The 17,671-nt window shown below is 69.2% G+C and carries 13 protein-coding genes; 4 read left to right on the top strand and 9 right to left on the bottom strand.

From position 1 onward, the window contains the following. The first annotated feature begins 98 nt into the window (after positions 1-98). Together ACFYXF_RS03485 and ACFYXF_RS03480 are read left to right on the top strand one after the other, a co-directional pair. Entirely contained in the window at positions 99-626 is a 528-nt protein-coding gene (locus tag ACFYXF_RS03485; protein ID WP_389347690.1) for a WhiB family transcriptional regulator, read from the top strand. Further along, positions 607-834, top strand: coding sequence for a helix-turn-helix domain-containing protein (locus ACFYXF_RS03480; protein WP_389347688.1), 228 nt, complete (start codon positions 607-609; stop codon positions 832-834). Before ACFYXF_RS03485 ends, ACFYXF_RS03480 begins: the two co-directional genes overlap by 20 nt. Positions 835-867: 33 nt before the next feature. On the opposite strand, the gene ACFYXF_RS03475 is transcribed toward ACFYXF_RS03480, so the two are convergent. The 5 genes from ACFYXF_RS03475 to ACFYXF_RS03455 form a co-directional block, all read right to left on the bottom strand. Continuing rightward, entirely contained in the window at positions 868-1,992 is a 1,125-nt protein-coding gene (locus ACFYXF_RS03475) for a tyrosine-type recombinase/integrase (protein ID WP_389347686.1), read from the bottom strand. A 309-nt stretch (positions 1,993-2,301) separates the two neighbouring features. Continuing rightward, on the bottom strand, positions 2,302-3,135 hold the full coding sequence (locus ACFYXF_RS03470) for an ABC transporter ATP-binding protein (RefSeq protein WP_389347684.1): 834 nt from the start codon (positions 3,133-3,135) through the stop codon (positions 2,302-2,304). Further along, entirely contained in the window at positions 3,132-4,892 is a 1,761-nt protein-coding gene (locus tag ACFYXF_RS03465) for a dipeptide/oligopeptide/nickel ABC transporter permease/ATP-binding protein (protein WP_389347682.1), read from the bottom strand. The genes ACFYXF_RS03470 and ACFYXF_RS03465 overlap by 4 nt, the downstream gene beginning before the upstream one ends. Continuing rightward, positions 4,889-5,830 carry an ABC transporter permease gene (locus tag ACFYXF_RS03460; protein ID WP_389347680.1) on the bottom strand — a complete coding sequence of 314 codons (942 nt, stop codon included), beginning with the start codon at positions 5,828-5,830 and terminating at the stop codon, positions 4,889-4,891. The genes ACFYXF_RS03465 and ACFYXF_RS03460 overlap by 4 nt, the downstream gene beginning before the upstream one ends. 9 nt (positions 5,831-5,839) lie before the next feature. Beyond that, the gene (locus ACFYXF_RS03455; protein WP_389347678.1) at positions 5,840-7,393 is read right to left on the bottom strand and encodes an ABC transporter substrate-binding protein; all 1,554 of its coding nucleotides are present in this window, start codon (positions 7,391-7,393) and stop codon (positions 5,840-5,842) included. 637 nt (positions 7,394-8,030) lie between these two features. Here ACFYXF_RS03455 and ACFYXF_RS03450 point away from each other — a divergent pair. Further along, the gene (locus tag ACFYXF_RS03450; protein WP_389347676.1) at positions 8,031-9,032 is read left to right on the top strand and encodes a LacI family DNA-binding transcriptional regulator; all 1,002 of its coding nucleotides are present in this window, start codon (positions 8,031-8,033) and stop codon (positions 9,030-9,032) included. Positions 9,033-9,308: 276 nt separating this feature from the next. Here the strand turns inward: ACFYXF_RS03450 and ACFYXF_RS03445 are convergent, their stop codons facing one another. The 4 genes from ACFYXF_RS03445 to ACFYXF_RS03430 are packed head-to-tail and all read right to left on the bottom strand — an operon-like array spanning position 9,309 to position 16,296. Continuing rightward, positions 9,309-11,549: a glycoside hydrolase family 3 C-terminal domain-containing protein gene (locus ACFYXF_RS03445; RefSeq protein WP_389347674.1), complete on the bottom strand. Its 2,241-nt coding sequence runs from the start codon at positions 11,547-11,549 to the stop codon at positions 9,309-9,311. Between the two features lie 27 nt (positions 11,550-11,576). Then, positions 11,577-14,219, bottom strand: coding sequence for a family 78 glycoside hydrolase catalytic domain (locus tag ACFYXF_RS03440; RefSeq protein ID WP_389347672.1), 2,643 nt, complete (start codon positions 14,217-14,219; stop codon positions 11,577-11,579). Then, positions 14,216-14,992 carry an alpha/beta hydrolase gene (locus tag ACFYXF_RS03435; protein WP_389347670.1) on the bottom strand — a complete coding sequence of 259 codons (777 nt, stop codon included), beginning with the start codon at positions 14,990-14,992 and terminating at the stop codon, positions 14,216-14,218. The genes ACFYXF_RS03440 and ACFYXF_RS03435 overlap by 4 nt, the downstream gene beginning before the upstream one ends. Further along, positions 14,989-16,296: an MFS transporter gene (locus ACFYXF_RS03430; protein ID WP_389347668.1), complete on the bottom strand. Its 1,308-nt coding sequence runs from the start codon at positions 16,294-16,296 to the stop codon at positions 14,989-14,991. The genes ACFYXF_RS03435 and ACFYXF_RS03430 overlap by 4 nt, the downstream gene beginning before the upstream one ends. Positions 16,297-16,483: 187 nt before the next feature. Here ACFYXF_RS03430 and ACFYXF_RS03425 point away from each other — a divergent pair, with 187 nt between their 5' ends. Continuing rightward, the gene (locus ACFYXF_RS03425; RefSeq protein WP_389347666.1) at positions 16,484-17,491 is read left to right on the top strand and encodes a LacI family DNA-binding transcriptional regulator; all 1,008 of its coding nucleotides are present in this window, start codon (positions 16,484-16,486) and stop codon (positions 17,489-17,491) included. Positions 17,492-17,671: the final 180 nt, after the last annotated feature.

The following is a 17,671-nucleotide window of genomic DNA, read 5'->3' as shown; positions in this document are numbered from 1 at the left end:
CGGTTAGGGAAACCGGTGCTTGTTCGGATGCTTGTGCATCTGCTGGACCACCGTGGTCCTCAGGTTCAGCGCAGGCATCGGAAAAGGAAGATTCAGTGATGTACCAAGGGACCTTCGGGCCTCGGACTAGGGGAGACCAGACCTGGCAGGAGCAGGCGGCATGCGCTGCGGCCGTTGAGGTGGCAAGGGACCCAGACCTCTTCTTCCCGGCAACACGCGCAGATGAGCAGCGGGTTGGCCTGGCGAAAAGGCTGTGTGCGGCCTGTCAAGTCAGGAAGACGTGCCTTGAAGCCGCTCTGGAGGGCGGTGATACGAACGGAATCCGAGGCGGCATGACAGAAGCTGAGCTGAATTCCGCTCGCCACCAATTTGAGCTCCGATGTGACCCTGCTCGGGTCGATGCGGCAATATCGGGAAGAGATGTGTATCTCACTGCGGAGGAGCGGCGGGAGCTGATTCGTCGGGCTGCCAGGTCGGGGACGCCAACTCTGCGCGTGGCGAGCGTCCTCAAGGTGTCTGAGGCGCACGTGAAAAAACTCCTCCGACTGGAGCGTCGCGTGAACGCGAGTACCTGTCTGGAAACGACGGGCGTAGCAGAGGCCACTTTTGACGCGATCTCGGCATGAGCCGCACCAGTCGATCGGCGGTACCCACGGCGAGGCGGGTGGTCGATACCTGGAAGTCGATGAGGCGGCAGCGTATCTCTGTGTGAGCCGACGGTGGATGTATCGGGAATCCGGACGCCACGGTGTACCTCGATACTATTTCGGCGGGAGGCTCAGGTTCAAGATCTCGGATCTTGACCGATGGGCGCGGCAGCAGAGGGTAGCGTAGAAAGGGCCGGGCTATTGCCCGGCCCTTTGTGCTTCAGAGACCTTCGTTGAGGGCCTTAGCGGCTCGACCGATCGACGCCGGCATGAGATGGCGGTAGATCTTGAAGGTCATATTGATGTTCTTGTGTCCCATCCACTCTGCTACGTCCGTGATGGGTATCCCCTTGGACAGGCAGTTGGATGCGAAGAAGTGACGCAAGGAGTAGGGGGTGAGCCTCCTGGTGATGCCCGCCCTCTGCTTTGCGACGTTCCATTGGTATTCGAGCGTCGTGTGTCCCCAGTGTGTCGACCGCTGGGTGTGGAGGTAGTAGCCGTTCGGATCGACGCCGTGGTCCTTCTCGTACCGCAGAAGTGATTCGCGGACTGTCTCAGCCATGGGAGTTTCGCGGAACTCTCCTGGTTTGCGGTGCTTGAGACGTGCCGGTTGGCGCGTCCTTCCTTCGATCTGCTCCGTGATGCGGTAAACGTTGTCCGCGACCATCCCATCCCGATTGGCCGCGTAGGCTTCCCCATTGCGGTGACCGCATCCAGACATCAGGTCGATGATTACCCTCAGTTCTTTGCTTCCGACCTCCTTGAGATGGTGGACTTCCTCCAGGGTCGGGATGGTGATCCTCCGAGGGATGTACTCGGGCGGTATGACCCCGTCGAAGGGATCCTCGGCGATGCCGCCTCGTCTGCGTGCGTCGAGAAGGACCTTCTTGAGGGTGTCGAAGGCATTCTGTTGTGCGGCCAGGCCGACGGAACGTTCCTCCATCGACATGATGAAGTCTTCGACGACGGTCGACGTGAACGTGTTCATCCGGCGAGATTCCAGGATCGGAAGAACCTGGCTGTTGAGTACCTGGTTGACCGAGCGGACGCTGCCTATGGCGTAGTGGCGCTGCCGGGCGAGCCAGGCGGAGGCGTACTCCCCGAAGCGTTGTTTTCCAATTTCGCGCTTGAGGTCCGCCTGTTGGCGAGGGGTATTGCTCTTCTCGGTGTAGACCTTGGTCAGCCGCTCAGTCGCGGATTGCTGGGTCGCATACCCCGTCTCCTCGCACTGGCGGCCTGTGGCGTCGCGGTAGCGAATGGCGTACGGGTGGGGGCATCTGTTCTGGCGAGAACAGGCGCAGTTCTTGAAGAAACTGCCCATCCCACGAATGAGCTGGGTCGCCAACGTGCAAGTCTCCTGATTCATGCTGGGGGTTTGCTGACCAACGAGCCCTCAGCATGGTTCTGACCTGCGGCCGCGCCAAACTACGGGAAGTTGATGAGCATCTTCACGGGTACCTCCTGGTGAGATTGACAGATCTGCCTCTGGGTCCGGAATCCTCTCCCGAAAGTATCGACGCTGAGTAAGTGGGGGTCACGTATGCGGGCGCGAACGGGGGCCTGCGGGGTTGTGCGGTGGAGCAGGTCCGTGGCCGTGCTCTCTCGGCATCGCTCGGCCGGGACCTGTCGGGCAGGACAGCGAACTTGTTCGTGCCTAGGTCGCTTCCGGTTCGAGTCGCTTCTGCCGACGGCTGCGTTGGAGGACCGGGTCGGGGACAGGGGCGGACGCCACCAGCCGCTGTGTGTACACGTGCCGGGGCCGGTCGCAGACGTCGGTGCTGCGGCCCTCTTCGACGATGCGTCCGTGCTGGAGCACCAGAGTGCGCGCCGCGAACTCCTTGACGACGGCGAGGTCGTGCGTGATGAACAGGTACGCGCATCCGAGTGAGCGCTGGAGTTCGGAGAGCAGGTCCAGGGCCGCGGCCTGGGTGGTGACGTCGAGGGCGCTGGTCGGTTCGTCGCAGATGATGAGCCTGGGTTGTCTGGCGACGGCCCGGGCGATGGCGATGCGCTGGCGCTGGCCGCCGCTGAACTGGGCCGGGTACCGGTCGGCCGCGTCCTCGGGCAGGCCGACGCGGCGGAGCAGGTCGGTGATGTGGTCGCGGACCTCGCCGCGTGAACGGGTCGAGCCGGCGAGCAGGGGCTCGGCCAGGGTCCGGCCCACCGGGAGGGCCGGGTTGAGGGAGCCGTACGGATTCTGGAAGATCGCCTGGATGTCGGTGGACAGGGCCCGGCGGGCGCGGCCCGTGAGGTGGGTGATGTCCCGCCCGTCGAGCAGCACGCGCCCGCCGCTGACCGGGGTCAGTCCCAGGACGGCTCTGCCGATGGTGGTCTTGCCCGAGCCGGACTCGCCCACGAGGGCGACCGTCTCGGCGTGACCGACCTCGAACGACACGTTCTCGATGACCGTGGTGGGCGGCTTGCGCAGCCCGCGGGACGGGTGGCGGACCGCGAGGCCGTCGACTTGGAGTACGGGTGTGGCGGTCACGCGATCCTGCCCTCGGTCGTCGCGATGCTGGGGGTGCTGGCGATGAGTTTCTTCGTGTACGGGTCGTGGGGCCGGTAGAAGATGTCCTCGACGGGGCCTTCCTCGACGATCCGGCCCTTCTCCATGACGATGGCGCGGTCGCAGGTGTCGGCCACCACACCCAGGTCATGGGTGATCAGGATGATCGCCATGCCGCGCTCGTCGCGCAGCGACCGGAGCAGGTCGAGGATGCCTGCCTGCACGGTGACGTCGAGTGCCGTGGTGGGTTCGTCCGCGATCAGGACCTTCGGGGAGCCGGCCAGTGCCATGGCGATGACGACCCGCTGCACCATTCCGCCGGACAGTTCGTGCGGGTGCCTGCGGGCGACGTCGTCCGGGTCGCGCAGGTGGACGCTGGTCAGCAGCTCACGGACGCGTTGCCGGACGGCGTCCTTCCCGCCCGTCACCCCGCCGGTGCGCCGGACGACCTCGCCGAGCTGGGAGCCGACGGTGAAGTACGGGTCCAGGGCCCCCATGGGTTCCTGGGACACCAGGGCGATCTCCTTGCCGCGGATGCGCTGCAACTCCCGCTCCGGCAGTCCGGTGATCCGGGTCCCGGCCAGCCAGGCCGAGCCGCCCGTCACCGTCCCGCCGGGGGCGAGGAGCCCGAGCAGCGACAGGCCGGTCACCGTCTTGCCGCTGCCCGATTCGCCCACGATCCCGAAGATCTCACCGGCGTTGACCGTGAAGCCGACGGAGTCGACGACCGTACGCGGGCCCTGGGCGGTGGCGAAGGCGATGGAGTAGTCGCGCACGGCGAGCGCACCCGTGTCCGGTGCCGTGTCCGGCGTTTCGGCGGTGTCCTTGGTGATCGGCACGCGACCCGGTCGCCGCGTCCCGCCGCTGATCCCTCGCCGCCGATCCTGGTCGAGGTCGCGCAGCCCGTCGCCGAGCAGGCCGAAGGAGAGGGACATGAGGCCTATCAGGCCGCCGGTGATGAACAGCAGGGCGGGGTTCTGCTGGATGACCTGTGAGGCCTCTCCGACCATGCCGCCCCAGCTCGGAGCGGGCGGCGGGGTGGCCAGGCCGAGGAATCCGAGCCCGGTCTGCACCATGAGGGCGATACCGGAGAAGAGGCACACCTGGACCAGCAACTGCCCCACCAGGCCGGGGAAGATGTGCCGTGCCATGATCCGCGCGGGGCCGAGCCCGGAGACTCTGGCGGCGTCCACGAACAGCTCCTCCCGCAGTCCGATGCACGCGCCGCGGATGATCCGTGCGAGGCCCGCGGCGGAGAGGATCCCGAGGGTGACCATGGCGGCCACATTGCTCTGGCTGAAGATCGCCAGGACCGCGAGCATGAGGATGACCACGGGAACGGAGAGCATGACGTCCAGGACGGCCACGATGACCCGGTCGGTCCAGCCGCGCAGATAGCCGGCGAGGATGCCGAGCGACATGCCCAGGACGACGTAGACGCTCACGGCCACCGCCACTCCCAGCAGGGCAGGCCGGCCGCCGTAGAGCAGCCGGCTCAGCACGTCGCGGCCGAGGTCGTCGGTGCCCAGCGGATGACTTCCCGACGGGCCGCCGCGCGCGTGGAGCAGGTCCTGTGCCAGCGGTGGGTGCGGTGCCAGCAGCGGGGCGAGAATCACGGCGGCGGTGATCGCCAGGACCACGGCGAGCGCTGCCGCGGTGAGAGGACGGCGCCAGATCCCCGCGAGGGGGTTGGCCCGCTTCCGTGATCGACCGCTCACGGGCGGATCTGCAGCGGTCATGCCACACGCACCTTCGGGTTCAGGAGGCTGTAGACGACGTCGACGAGCAGGTTCACGGCGATCACCAGCACCGTGAAGGTGATGGCGGCGCCCTGCACGACCGGCAGATCGTGCTGGTTGGTCGCGTCCACGACCGTCGTCCCCAGACCCGGCAGGGTGAAGACGTTCTCGACGAGGATCGAGCCGGGGATGAACGCGATCGTCGAGAGGCCGACCGCGGTCGCCACCGGCATCCCGCAGCCGCGCAACGCGTGCTTCCAGACGATCGACGCGGGCGGGACACCGGAGGCGCGCAGGGTTCTGATGTGGTCGAGGGCCAGGGTGGACAGCATCGCGTCGCGGGTGACCTTGGAGATCAGGGCGACACCCCCGATCGACAGCGAGACCACGGGCAGCACGAGCCCGGCCGCCCACTGCCCCGGTGACTGGGAGAACGGGGTGTACCCGGTGGCGGGGAACAGCTGGAACCTGACGGCGAACAGGGACATGAGCATCAGCGCGAGCCAGAAGTTGGGCAGGGCGCTGCCCAGCAGGGACACCACGTCGATCAGCCGGCGGCTGAACCGGCCCCGCGTCGCGCTGTACACGCCGAGCAGCACGCCGACCAGGGTCGACAGCACGGCGGCCCCGATCACCAGCGTCAGGGTGACCGGCAGGCGTTCCCCGATCACCCCCAGCACGGATTCGCCGCTGAACAGCGAGTTGCCGAAGTCGCCGTGCAGGATGCCGCTCAGGTACAGCCAGTACTGCTCGACGAACGGTTTGTCGAGATGGAGCGTGGCTCTCAGCGCGTCGTACTGCTCCGGTGTCGCGTTGATCCCCAGGAGCGTTCGTGCCGGATCACCCGGCACGAACGACTCCAGGAGCGACGTGATGGCCGAGACGACCACCAGGAGCGGGACGGACAGCGCCAGCCTGCGGAGAATGATGGAAGACATCGGTCCTCGTCAGCGGGTGGTCCACGTGGTGTTCGGGGTCAGCTGGGCGGTGCCCGTCCCGAACCGGACCCCGTGCAGCTTGGTGTTGTACATGGCGATCGTGTCGGTGCCGGACACCGGCAGCGCGAGGGCCTTCCGCACGATCACATCGGTGAGATCCTTCGCCGCCGCACCGCTGGACGCGGGGTCCGACTCGGCGAGCCGGTCGTACGCGGCGTCGACGTCCGGGTCGTCCACGCCGAAGACGTTCATGATGCCCGCCTTGGTGAACCCCGGCTGCTGCGCGTAGAAGTTCTCGCCGCCGCCCTGGCCGGGCGACAGCACGGTGGCCGCGTACTTCTTCGTCAGCAGGTCGCTGATCCAGCCGCCGAAGTTGGCGGCGGCCCTCAGCTTCAGCGTGACACCCACGTCGGAGAGCTGGTCCTGCACGGCCTGGACCATCTTGGCGGTCGAGGGGTCGAACGACCCGTAGTTCACCGGGATGGTCAGTCCCTTCGCGTATCCCGCCGCCGCCAGCAACTGCTTCGCCTTGGCCGGGTCGTAGGGGTACATCTTCTCGGCCTCGGGGCTGTAGCCGTCGTAACCGGGCATCGCCGGCTGGGCGACCGGCGCCCCGAAGTCGCCGTAGACCGCCTTCGTGATCGCGGCCCGGTCGATGGCGAAGTTCAGGGCCTGCCGGACGCGTACATCGCCCAGCCCCTTGACGACGGTGCCGTCGCGGTCCAGGAGGAACAGGCCCGCCCAGGTGGTGGGGCTCTTGAGCGTGGTGAGCGACTTGGTCCCGGCGATGGTCGGCGCCACGTCCGGGGTGCCGTACATGAGATCGATCTGACCGGACTTCAGGGCCTGCGCCTGCGAGTTCACGTTCGGCATCACCTTGACGGTGATCTTCTTGAAGTGGATGGCGGCCTGGTCGTAGAAGTTCTTGTTCGGTACGTAGACGTAGTGGTCGCCCGAGACCGACTGCTGGGGGCTGTAGACGTACGGCCCGGCACCGAAGGTCGCGGAGGCCAGCTGTTTCGGGTCCTTCAGTCCCGCCGGGCTGATGACGGCGCCGCCCATGAAGGCGGGCGTGAACAGCGTCCCCATGTCGGGGTTCGGCGTCGGGCTGCTGATCACCACGGTCGATGTGTCCGGTGCGGCGAAGGTCAGGGGACGGTAGAAGGAACCGTTGGGCCCGCTGCCCTTTTGGAAGTACTTCAGCGAGTCGACGACGTCGGTGGCGGTGAGCGGTGTGCCGTCGGCGAACTTCACGCCCTTGCGGAGGACGACCTGGAACTTGGTGTTCCCGCTGCCGACATAGCCCCACTTCTCGGCCAGCCCGGCGGCCAGGGTGCCGTCGGCCTCGCGGGTGAGCAGCGAGGCGTAGGCGGGGTCCATGTAGTTCAGAAAGGGGCCGATCGCGACCTGGGCGGGGTCCAGGCTGTTGGGCGCCGAGTTCAGGGCGATGGTCAGATTCACCGGGCCGGCACTTCCGCCGCCGGTGTTTCCACCGCCGCAGGCGGCGAGCGCGAGCGTCGCCACCACACCGATCGAGGCCTGGAGTGCGGTTCTTCTCTTCATCGAGGATCTCCGTTTTTGAGGTGCCGGGGTGAGCCGGAGCTGGGCTGCGCGGCTCGCGGAGGATGCCCCCCGGGGGGCGGAGGGCATGGAGCGCGAGCCGTGGGTCTTGAAGGGGTTCAGTACGAAAGGCGCCGAGGTGGATGTCGATGCTGGTTCGGAAGCCCGAGTGGAACGCGCGAGCGGTCGCGCGCCGGCCGAACCGGTGCTTGGCGGCCTGACCGGGGGAGACCGGTGACGGCGGCAGGGGCGGCGGAGGCCGCCATGGTCATGGGGACCGGGCATGCGCCCGGCTGATGTCGGCCGGCCGTTGACCGGGACCGACCGTCGGGTGGCCGTAGCGACCAGCGGATCACTGGCGAACGAACCTGTCCGCATGGCGTGCGGTGCCCGGGGGTCTGGACCCGGGCGGCCACACGTCCGCGATGTGCCTTCGGAGGATCACTCCGTCTCGTGGGTGGCGGAGGCCGTCTGGTTCAATGTCGACGACCGGATGAGTCGGCAGGGCGTTCCCTCGCACCACCTCACATCTTGCCTACTTTAAGTAGCTATAACGTGTCGCTAACCCGTTATAGTGAGTGCCCCGTAAACTAACTGTGTCTCCTGCATTGCGCAAGAGGTTCGTGGAAGGTGGTCGTCGATGGCACCGCGAAGCAGCAGGGTGACGAGTGCCGACGTGGCCCGTGAGGCCGGTGTGTCGAGGGCGACGGTGAGCTTCGTCCTCAACAACACCCAGCACCAGAAGATCACCGACGCGACACGTCAGCGGGTACTGGAAGCGGCGACGAGACTCGGCTACGCCCCGTCGGCCGCGGCCCGGACCCTCCGGTACGGGCGCTCCGACGTCGTACTCGGCCTGCTGCCCGACTGGCCCCTCGGCTTCGCGGCCGGGCACCTCATTCAGGAACTGACGCTTGCCTTCGCGAAGCGCAGCCTGACCTTCGTCGTCCACTCCAGCATCCGGGGCGCCCGGTCGCTGAGCGAGATCTGGAAGGCGCTCACGCCGGCCGCGGTACTGGCCTTCGAGCCGTTCTCCGACTCCGACGCGGTCGCCATGCGGGCCGCGGGCGTCGAGGTGGTCGTCGCCCTGTACGGCTCGGCGGGGCTCGGCTCGAACGAGAGCATCGCCGGCGAGAACGCGGTAGGTGCCGCGCAGGCCCGGCACCTGGCCGCCTCCCACCGGCGACTGGGCTACGCGTACCCCGACGACGAGCGGGTCGCCGTCTTCGCGAGGCCGCGCCTCGACGGCGTCCGGGCTGTCTGCGCCGAGCTGGGCCTGCCCGATCCCGACGTCCGGACACTCCCGCTCACACCGGACGCGGCCGCCGACGCGGTCCGGGCCTGGCTCGCCGCCGATGTGCCCGTGACCGGCATCTGCGCGTTCAACGACGAGGTGGCCATGACCGTGCTGGCCGGTCTGCGGCGACTCGGCCTCGAAGCTCCTCGGGACATGGCGGTGATCGGAGTCGACAACACTCCCGCCGCCGCGGTGGCCTGTCCGCCGCTGACCAGCGTCGTGCAGGACCTTCCCGCCATCGCCCAGTTGTACGCGGACACGGTGACGGCAGCCCTCGACGGCGCACAGCCCTCCGGGAACCGGATCGAGCCGCAGATCCGGCTGGAGGTCCGCGAGTCCGCGTGACGGCCCGTACCGCGTCGCGCACTCCCTCGTCCTGGCCCCGGACAGCGTCATCGAGTCCATGGCGGAGAACCGCACGGGCGCCTGACGGATCTCCCGTGCGACGCACTGCCGGACGGGCCGGACTCCTGGCGCGGCAGCAGTCCGCGTCCGATGTCATGGTCGGCACCTGCCTGGCCGTCCGCATGCCGCACGGGGACAGGCCTGAGCGGCCCACTGTGTGTCAGGGCACAGTGGGCCGCGATCGGGGAGGCCGGTCACCGGGACCGGCGCAGGGGATCAGGCCTCGTCGGGCTCCCGGGCCGTCTCGCTCATCTTCATGAGCCGCTCCAGCACCTCGTCCGGAACCGGCCGGGGCAGGAACCCGGCGAACTGACGCATCGCCATGGACGACAACAGGACCAGCGCGTCGGCGTCCACCTCGGTCGGATCGGACGTCGCCGCTCTCAGGGCGGGACCGACGATGGGGTGGCCGAACCACTCACTGACGGTGGAGTCGAGGGTGAGCGGCCGTAGCAGGTCGTCGCCTTCAAGGTCGATGGCAGCGGTGGTGACAGGTGCGTGGGCGTTGTCGGCGAGCTGCACCTCGTACCGCCCGGCGGCGACGCTCCAGTCGCCGCGGGTGATGTCCCAGTAGGCGAAGGCGCGGCGGTCGAGGCCGATCTCGACGCTCGTGCTCTCGCCCGGGCCGAGTGTCACCTTGGTGAACCCGCGCAGTTCCCGGGCCGGACTGCTGACAGGGCGCCCGGGCGCGGCGACGTAGATCTGCACCACGTGCTTGCCGGAGCGGTCGCCGGTGTTGGTGACCGTGACGCTCGCCGTGGCGGTGTCCGGTCCGGTGGGGGTGACACGGAAGCCGGTCTGCTCGAAAGAGGTGTAGCTCAGACCGTGGCCGAACGGGTAGCGGACGGCGACATCGGCGGTCTCGTAGTAGCGGTAGCCGACCATGACGCCCTCGCCGTACCGGACGTGGCCCTGCTCGCCGGGGAAGTTCAGGAAGGACGGAGTGTCGCCCAGCCGGAGCGGGACGGTCTCGGCGAGCCGCCCCGACGGGTTGACCCGGCCGGCCAGTACGTCGGCGATCGCGCCGCCGCCTGCTTGTCCGGGCAGCCACGCCTCGACCACGGCGTCCACCTCGTCGTGCCAGCCCTCCAGGCTCACCACGCCCCCGTTGAGGAGCACGACGACCGTACGCCGGGACACTTGAGCCACCGCACGCACCAACTCGACCTGGTCGGGCGGCAGTTGGATGTGTTCGCGATCGAATCCCTCGGACTCGTCGGCCTCACGCAGTCCGATCACCAGTACGGCCGAGTCTGCCCGGCCGGCCAGTGCGACGGCCTCCTCGCGAAGCTGCCCGGCGTCCGCGTGCCCCTTGGTGTCGTAACCCTGCGCGAAGTCGACCCGGGCCTGCGGCAGCAGGGCGCGCAGCTCCTCCAACGGGCTGTCGACGCGGGTGGCCCTGACGTGGGAGCTGCCGCCGCCCTGGAAGCGCGGAGCCGAGGCGAACTCACCGATGACGGCGACATCGCCGGTGGGAGCGAGTGGCAGGGCCTGCTGGTGGTTCTTCAGCAGTACCAGGCAGTCCGCGGCTACCTCACGGGCCAGGCGGTGGTGCGCGTCGACGTCCACCGTCACGGGGTCCGCCGGTGCGCGGACCCGCTCGGCCAGGCCGCGCAGCCGCGCGACGGCGGTGTCGACGACGGCCTCGTCGAGCTCGCCGGAGCGGACTGCGGCGGCGACCTCCGCGTCGGTGTCGCGGTGTGTACCGGGCATCTCCAGATCGGTGCCGGCGAGCAGTGCGGCGACGCGGTTGTTGACGGCGCCCCAGTCGGAGACGACCAGCCCGTCGAAACCCCATTCCTCGCGCAGCACCTGGGTGAGCAGCCACCGGCTCTCGGCGGCGTAGGTGCCGTTGACCTTGTTGTAGGCGCACATGACGGTCGCCGGGCGGGCCCGGACCACGATGCGCTCGAACGCCGGGAGATAGATCTCCCGCAGGGTGCGCTCGTCCACGTCGGCGCTGACCCGCATCCGCTCGGTCTCCTGGTTGTTGGCCGCGAAGTGCTTCACCGAGGAGCCCACGCCCCGGCTCTGCACACCGGCCACATGCGCCGCCCCCAGTACACCGCTGAGCAGCGGGTCTTCGGAGAAGTACTCGAAGTTCCGGCCGCACAGCGATGAGCGCTTGATGTTGACGCCGGGTCCCAGCAGTACGTCCACACCGAGTGCCCGTGCCTCGCGGCCGAGCGCCTCTCCCACCCGGCCGATCAGTTCCGGGTCCCAGCTGGAGGCCAACGCGACCGCGGGCGGGAAACAGGTCGCCGGATGGCTGTCGTAGAGGCCGAGACCGGAGTCCGTGCGCTGGCGCCGGACGCCGTGCGGGCCGTCGCTCAGTACGAGCGGGGGAATCCCGGCCCGTTGGGCGGGCTTGGTCGTCCACATGTCCCGGCCCGAGAGCAGTGTGGTCTTCTCGTCGAGGCTCAGCTCGGCTGCGCCGTTGTCGTGGCTGGTCGCCATGGTGCGACTTCCTTGGGGAGGAGTGATTCAGGAACTGGTGCCGGGGCGCAGAACCAGGCGGTGACTTCCGGACCCGAGCCGGTCGGCCTCCTGCGTGGAGTGCCAGCCCTCGGGCGGGTGGAACTGTCCTGTCGTGCCGGGTGGCAGTACGGCGTCCACCGTGAGGGTGTCGCCGCTGATCGCCCAGGTGACGGAGGCCGTGCCGTACGGGGTGATGATCGAGGCGTCGGCGGAGGTGAGTGTCCCTCCGGGGCGGGGAGCGATCTCGATGGTCCGGTAGCCCGGAGTGCCGGCCCGTAGTCCGGCGACGGACCGGTAGAGCCAGGCGGCGACGGCGCCGTAGGCGTAGTGGTTGAAGGACAGCATCATGCCCGCGTTCTCGACGTCGATGCTGCCGTCGGGCTGGATGGCGTCCCACCGCTCCCACATGGTGGTGGCCCCGCGGGCGACCTGGTAGAGCCAGCCGGGGCACTCGGTGTTGAGCAGCAGCCGGTACGCCTCGTCCGTGTGGCCGGTGGCGGTGAGGGCGGGCAGCACGAAGGGCGTGCCGAGGAACCCGGTGGCGATGCGTCCGTCGCGGGCCCGCACCAGGGCGGCGAGGGCCTCGCCCACCGCGGTGCGCTCGGCGACGGGCGCGATGCCGAAGTGCAGGGCGAGCGCGCATCCGGTCTGCGTGGTGCGGGCGTGCGCGCCCCACTTGCGCCAGGCGGCATCAGCCGTACGCCGGTGCAGGTCCGCGTACCGGTCGGCGTCGCCGGCATGGCCCAGTTCCCCGGCGGCGTCGGAGAGCAGACGGGCGCTGTGCGCGACGAACGCGGTGGCGACGTAGCCGGAGTCGGTGGTGGCTTGAGCCGGATTCTCCGGTGGGGCGGCCGGGTCGAGCCAGTCCCCGAGTTGGGCGTTGCCGCTCCAGGTCCCGTCCTCGTCCAGATGGTCGACGGTGAACTCGACCCACGCGCGCATCGCCGCGTAGTGATGGCCCAGCAGGCTGCGCCGGCCGTAGGCCTCGAAAAGGGTCGCCGGTACGACGGTGGCGGCGTCGCCCCAGCCCGCGGCGCCGCCGGCGTGCGGAAGCTCGGCCGGTGGCAGCTCGCCGAGCGGCACATCGGGGACCACCAACGGGACCGCGCCGTCCGGTCTCTGCTCGATGCGGAGATCGGTGAACCAGCTGTCGAGGAAGGACGAGCTGTCGTACGTGGCGCACGCCGTCGGGGCGAAGGCCATGATGTCCCCGGTCCAGCCGAGCCGCTCGTCCCGCTGCGGGCAGTCCGTGGGCACGGCGAGGAAGTTGCCGCGCTGCGACCGTACGACGTTGGCGTACAGCGTGTTCACGCGCTCGTCGGAGCAGTGGAACTCGCCGACGCGGCGCAGGTCGCTGGCCACCACCTCGACCTCCACCGCTTCGACCGTCACGCCCGGTGAGGCGACGATCTCGGCGTACCGGAAGCCGTGGAAGGTGAACTCCGGCCGCAGTTCCGTCGTACCGCCGGCCAGGGTGTACCGGTCGGTGGCACGGGCGCCGCGCAGGATGCTCGTCAGCAGACGGCCGTCGCCGTCGAGTACCTCGGCATGCCGGACGGTGACCGTGCCGCCCGCCCGGCCGCCCGTGCGGATCCTGAGCCAGCCGGTGATGTTCTCGCCCGCGTCGACGGCGATCGTGCCGTCGGACAGGGTGCGTTGCTCGGGCCGGATGACCTGGACCACCCGCACGGGTGGGTGCGCCCGCTGCGTCAGACCCCTGGGCAGGGGAAGTGCGGTGACCTGTTCCCAGTCGTCGTCGACGAAGCCCCGCAGCTGCCAGCACTCCGGCTCGTGCCGCAGATCGTGTTCGCAGCCGTCGTACAGATCCGTCGCCAGCAGACCGCCGTAACCACCCTTCCAGCGGTCGTCCGTGCCGACGGTGACCTCGGTGCCGTCGGCCAGGGTGACTTCGAGCTGGGCGAGCAGCGCGGTGGTGTCGCCGTAGACGTTGCGGTTCTTGTGCCAGGTGAGATGGCCGCGGTACCAGCCGTCGCCGACCGCGGCGGACAGGGCGTTCGTGCCGGGGCGGAGCAGGCCGGTGACGTCGTAGGTGGCGTAGAGCAGCCGGTTGGGGTAGCTCGTCCAGCCCGGTTCCAGCAGGTCGTCGGAGACGGGTCTGCCGTTGACCGCGGTGCGGTGCACGCCCAGTGAGGTCACGTACAGGCGCGCGGATACCGGCTCCGCCGGGAGGTCGAACTCCCGGCGGAGCAGCGGTACCGGGCCGGGGGAGGTACGGCCCCGGTCACTGGGGAGATGGACGGGGCGGGCCGTCCAGTCCTGGTCGTCGAGGAGCGCGGCCTCCACCCGGGCAGGTTCGCTCCAGTCCGTCCACCCGACGTCGGTGCGGACCCGGACCCGCCAGTACCGGACCTCACGGCTGCGCAGGGGTTCGGCCGGCCACGGGTGATCGGTCACCGTGTCGCACTCGACCACACCGCCGGACGAGCTGTCGCTGAAGGACGGGTCGGCCGACACCTCGATCTCGTAGGCGTGTTGCAGAACGTCCGCTCGCCCGCCGGTCAGCGACCACGACAGGCGCGGGGCGGGATACGGGGTGGCCACCAGACCGGAGTCGTCCTCGGTGTGCAGCCCGACGGCCGAGGTCACGGTGTCCGTCGCGCGGAGTGCCGCATGGCTGGACGTGTTCATCGCTGGAGGTGCCTCCGGAGGAATCGCAGCGTGGACTGGTGCAGTGCGGTGCGGTGCGGGACGGAGCCCCAGGCGTGATCCGCGCCCTCGACGATCTCCAACAGCGCGTTGCCGTCGTAGTGGTCCAGATAGCGGCGTACATATGAGAGGGGAGCGATGTCGTCCTTGTCGCCGTGCAGGATGTGCACGGGCCCGGTGTACGCGCCGGAGCGCCCGTAGACGTCGAGACCGGCGAGGTCGTCGACGAGAGCGGGGCTGATCCGGTAGCCGTCGGCGTCGAAGTAGCCCTTCTCCTCCAGCTCGGGGGCGAGGCTGCGGCCCTTGAGGCGGCCGCTGCCGATCTCGAAAGGAGCGACGGCGGCCGGGGACCAGAGGCACAGGGCGCCGATCCCGGGCACTTCGGCGGCCGTGATGCCGGCGACCACACCGCCCATGCTCATACCGAGCAGGCCGATACGGCCGGGATCGACGAAGTCGAGGGTCCGGATCACCCCCAGTACCGTGCGTGTCTCGTCGATCTCACCGGTGATGGTGACATCGAAGAAGTCACCGTCGCTCTCGCCGTGTCCGGAGAGGTCGAACCGGACCGAGGCGATGCCGTGGGACTCCAGGAGCCGGGACATGGCGACGAAGTTCGGCAGTTCGAACCGGTTGGAGGTGAAGCCGTGCACGAACACCACGGTCGGCCAGCGGGTTCCGGTCGGCCCTTCCGGGATGTGCAGCGTGGAGCGCAGGGTCAGGTCACGGTGACGGAAGTCGTGATGGCGGATCAAGGAGCAGCCTTTTCGGTCGTCTTGAGTACGGAACCGCTGCTCAGGTCGGCAGACACTGCGGGCGCGGCAGCTCCGGGCAGTCGTGGCACCCAGACCAGGCCGATGACCGCCGAAACCACCGCGCAGCCGAAGAGCAGGCCGAAGAACAGCCGGGTGTGGCCCACGGCGAGGGCAGGTGTGCCCAGCGCGGCAAGACCGGCGACGGCTCGGGTGAAGGCCATGGTCACTCCCGTGGCGGTGGCCCGCAGCAGGGTGGGGAAGAGCTCCTGGGACCAGATCTTGTAGATGGACTCGCCAGCGAAGGCGTTGCCGAGGCCGGAGACGAGCATGACGGCGACCAGAGTGAACCTGCCGGGCCCGAACAGGGCCGGCAGCGCCCAGGCGAGGACGATCAGGCCGGTGCCCGCCGCGAACCAGGCGTGCCTGGCCGGTCGGTCGATGACCCGCATGAACACCAGTCCGGCGACGAAGCCCACCGGGAGTCCGAGGAGGGAGAGCTGGGAGAACCGTGCGACCTCTCCCTCGGCCAGAGCGGTCCACAGGAAGGTGCCGAACTGCCCGAGGGTGTTCGCGCCGAGATTCCAGGTGGCGTAGTAGAGGGCCGTCGCGAGCAGGGGGTAGACGGTCGGTGCCCGGAAGAGATCCCGGACGCGGCTGAACCGGATGGTCTCGGTGGCGGCGTGCGGGTGTGCGTCGGTGGCCCGGCGTGCGGCGGCCCACTCGGCCGACTCGCGGAGGGTGAGGCGCAGGAGCAGCACGACGACGGCCACGACCAGCAGATGGGCGAAGAGAATCCGGCCGCCGGACATGCCCTGCGCCCCCATGAAGGAGCTCAGCGTCAGTACGGCCACGATGCCCGCCAGCCAGAGCATGCTGGAGAACACCACCATGGTGCCCTTCCTGCCGGCCGGCGCCTCCTCATTGACCAGGGCGAGCGACACAGGAAGATCCGCGCCGATGGCCAGACCCGTGACCACCACACCGGCGTAGAGGAGAGCGGGGCCCGTCGCCACGAGGAGCAGCAGGACGCCGACCGCGTAGAGGACGAGGGAGAGGGTGAAGACGGTCCGCCGGCCGAACCGGTCGCCCAGTCGGCCACCGAACAGTGCGCCGACCGCGAATGCCAGGGTCTGCAACCCCAGCAGGGAGCCGATGGTTCCGGGACTGAGCTGGAGCGGTGCGGCGTAGTAGCCGCCGATGGCGATTCCCGACGTCACCAGGGCCGCGGCATCCAGGTACGAGGCCATGCCGGCGAGGGTCGCGGTCTTCCAGGGGTTGTTCGTGGTCTCGTTCAGGCCAGGCATGGGTCCTCTTCGTTGAGTACCGGGGACGGGGAGGGTGGGGACCTGAAAGGCGGCGCTCGGACGGCAGCTCCGAGCGTGACTACTGAGAGTTACTTAAACGCGCCACTTAAACGTGTAGGTTGACTGAGCGGGTAAGCTAGCCCGCGATCGTGGGGTTTGGCAAGGGGTCTGTCAGAGGGTGGGATGCATGGCAGGGGTGGCCAGAGGCAGACGGGTGACCAGCGGGGATGTCGCACAGGAGGCCGGAGTCTCACGCGCGACGGTGAGCTACGTCCTCAACGACACCCCGCACCAGAAGATCGCGGAGGCGACGCGCCGCCGCGTGTGGGACGCGGCCACCCGCCTCGGTTACGCGCCTTCGGCCGCCGCGCGCGCTCTGCGCACCGGGCGCTCGGACATCGTGCTCGGCCTGTTGCCGGACTGGCCGATCCAGCATGTGCTCGGACGGCTCATCCAGCAGCTGACCAGTGCCTTCGCCGAACACGAGCTCACCTTCCTCGTGCACTCGGCGGCTCAACCCGCCCGGCCGTTGCGAGAGATCTGGCGGGCCCTCACGCCGGCCGCCGTACTCGCCCTGAACGAGTTTCCCGAGTCCGAGGCCGACGCCATGCGAACGGCGGGCATCGAGGTCGTCATGACGATGCACGGCGCGGCGGCGCGGGAGCTCGGGTCCCCGTTGGTGTCCGAGGAGCCGATCGGCGCGGTGCAGGCCCGCCATCTCGTCGACGCGCATCACCGGCTCGGCTACGCCTATCCGGACATCGGGCGACTCGATGTCCTGGCCCAGCCACGACTGGCCGGGGTCCGCCAGGTCTGTGCCGAACGCGGCCTCCCCGAGCCCGATGTCCGGACCGTCCCCCTGGAGCTGGACGGTGCCACCGGAGCGGTGAAGGCATGGCTGGCGGCGGACCCGCCGGTGACGGGCATCTGCGCGTTCAACGACGATGTCGCCATGGCCGTCCTGATGGCCGCGCAGTTCCTCGGGCTGCGCGTCCCGCACGACCTCGCCGTGATCGGCGTCGACGACATCCCGAGCTCGGCTCTGCTGCGGCCGTCGCTGACCACTGTCGTCCGCGACACCGACGCCGTCGCGCGCGGTCTGGCGCGCCGCGTCGTCGACGCTCTCGACCGGAAAGAGGCGCCCGCCCACCCCGTCGAGGACGAGCTTCGGGTGCAGGTACGGGACTCCGCCTGACCGGCTGGTTGCCCCGGTGGCCGACCGACGGCAGTGGGCTCGGCCGTGGCCCCGCACCGGCGCGGGGCTGAGATCCAGGGCATCCTCGGCGGTCCGCCAGGAGCCGGGCCGGCGAACGGGTCCTCCGGGATGTCAGGGGGGCCGACCGACAGGTGGAGCGTGCCCGATCCGGTCCAACTC

This window comes from Streptomyces sp. NPDC002680 (genome assembly GCF_042889145.1).
Taxonomy (GTDB): Bacteria; Actinomycetota; Actinomycetes; order Streptomycetales; family Streptomycetaceae; genus Streptomyces; species Streptomyces adonidis.
This window is presented reverse-complemented; position numbering and strand designations above follow the sequence as displayed.

What these genes read in the sequence shown, in the direction of transcription:
- ACFYXF_RS03430 (WP_389347668.1), bottom strand. Translation starts at nt 16,296, where the DNA reads ATGCCTGGCCTGAACGAGACCACGAACAACCCCTGGAAGACCGCGACC.
- ACFYXF_RS03455 (WP_389347678.1), bottom strand. Translation starts at nt 7,393, where the DNA reads ATGAAGAGAAGAACCGCACTCCAGGCCTCGATCGGTGTGGTGGCGACG.
- ACFYXF_RS03485 (WP_389347690.1), top strand. Translation starts at nt 99, where the DNA reads ATGTACCAAGGGACCTTCGGGCCTCGGACTAGGGGAGACCAGACCTGG.
- ACFYXF_RS03465 (WP_389347682.1), bottom strand. Translation starts at nt 4,892, where the DNA reads ATGACCGCTGCAGATCCGCCCGTGAGCGGTCGATCACGGAAGCGGGCC.
- ACFYXF_RS03440 (WP_389347672.1), bottom strand. Translation starts at nt 14,219, where the DNA reads ATGAACACGTCCAGCCATGCGGCACTCCGCGCGACGGACACCGTGACC.
- ACFYXF_RS03450 (WP_389347676.1), top strand. Translation starts at nt 8,031, where the DNA reads ATGGCACCGCGAAGCAGCAGGGTGACGAGTGCCGACGTGGCCCGTGAG.
- ACFYXF_RS03445 (WP_389347674.1), bottom strand. Translation starts at nt 11,549, where the DNA reads ATGGCGACCAGCCACGACAACGGCGCAGCCGAGCTGAGCCTCGACGAG.
- ACFYXF_RS03460 (WP_389347680.1), bottom strand. Translation starts at nt 5,830, where the DNA reads ATGTCTTCCATCATTCTCCGCAGGCTGGCGCTGTCCGTCCCGCTCCTG.
- ACFYXF_RS03425 (WP_389347666.1), top strand. Translation starts at nt 16,484, where the DNA reads ATGGCAGGGGTGGCCAGAGGCAGACGGGTGACCAGCGGGGATGTCGCA.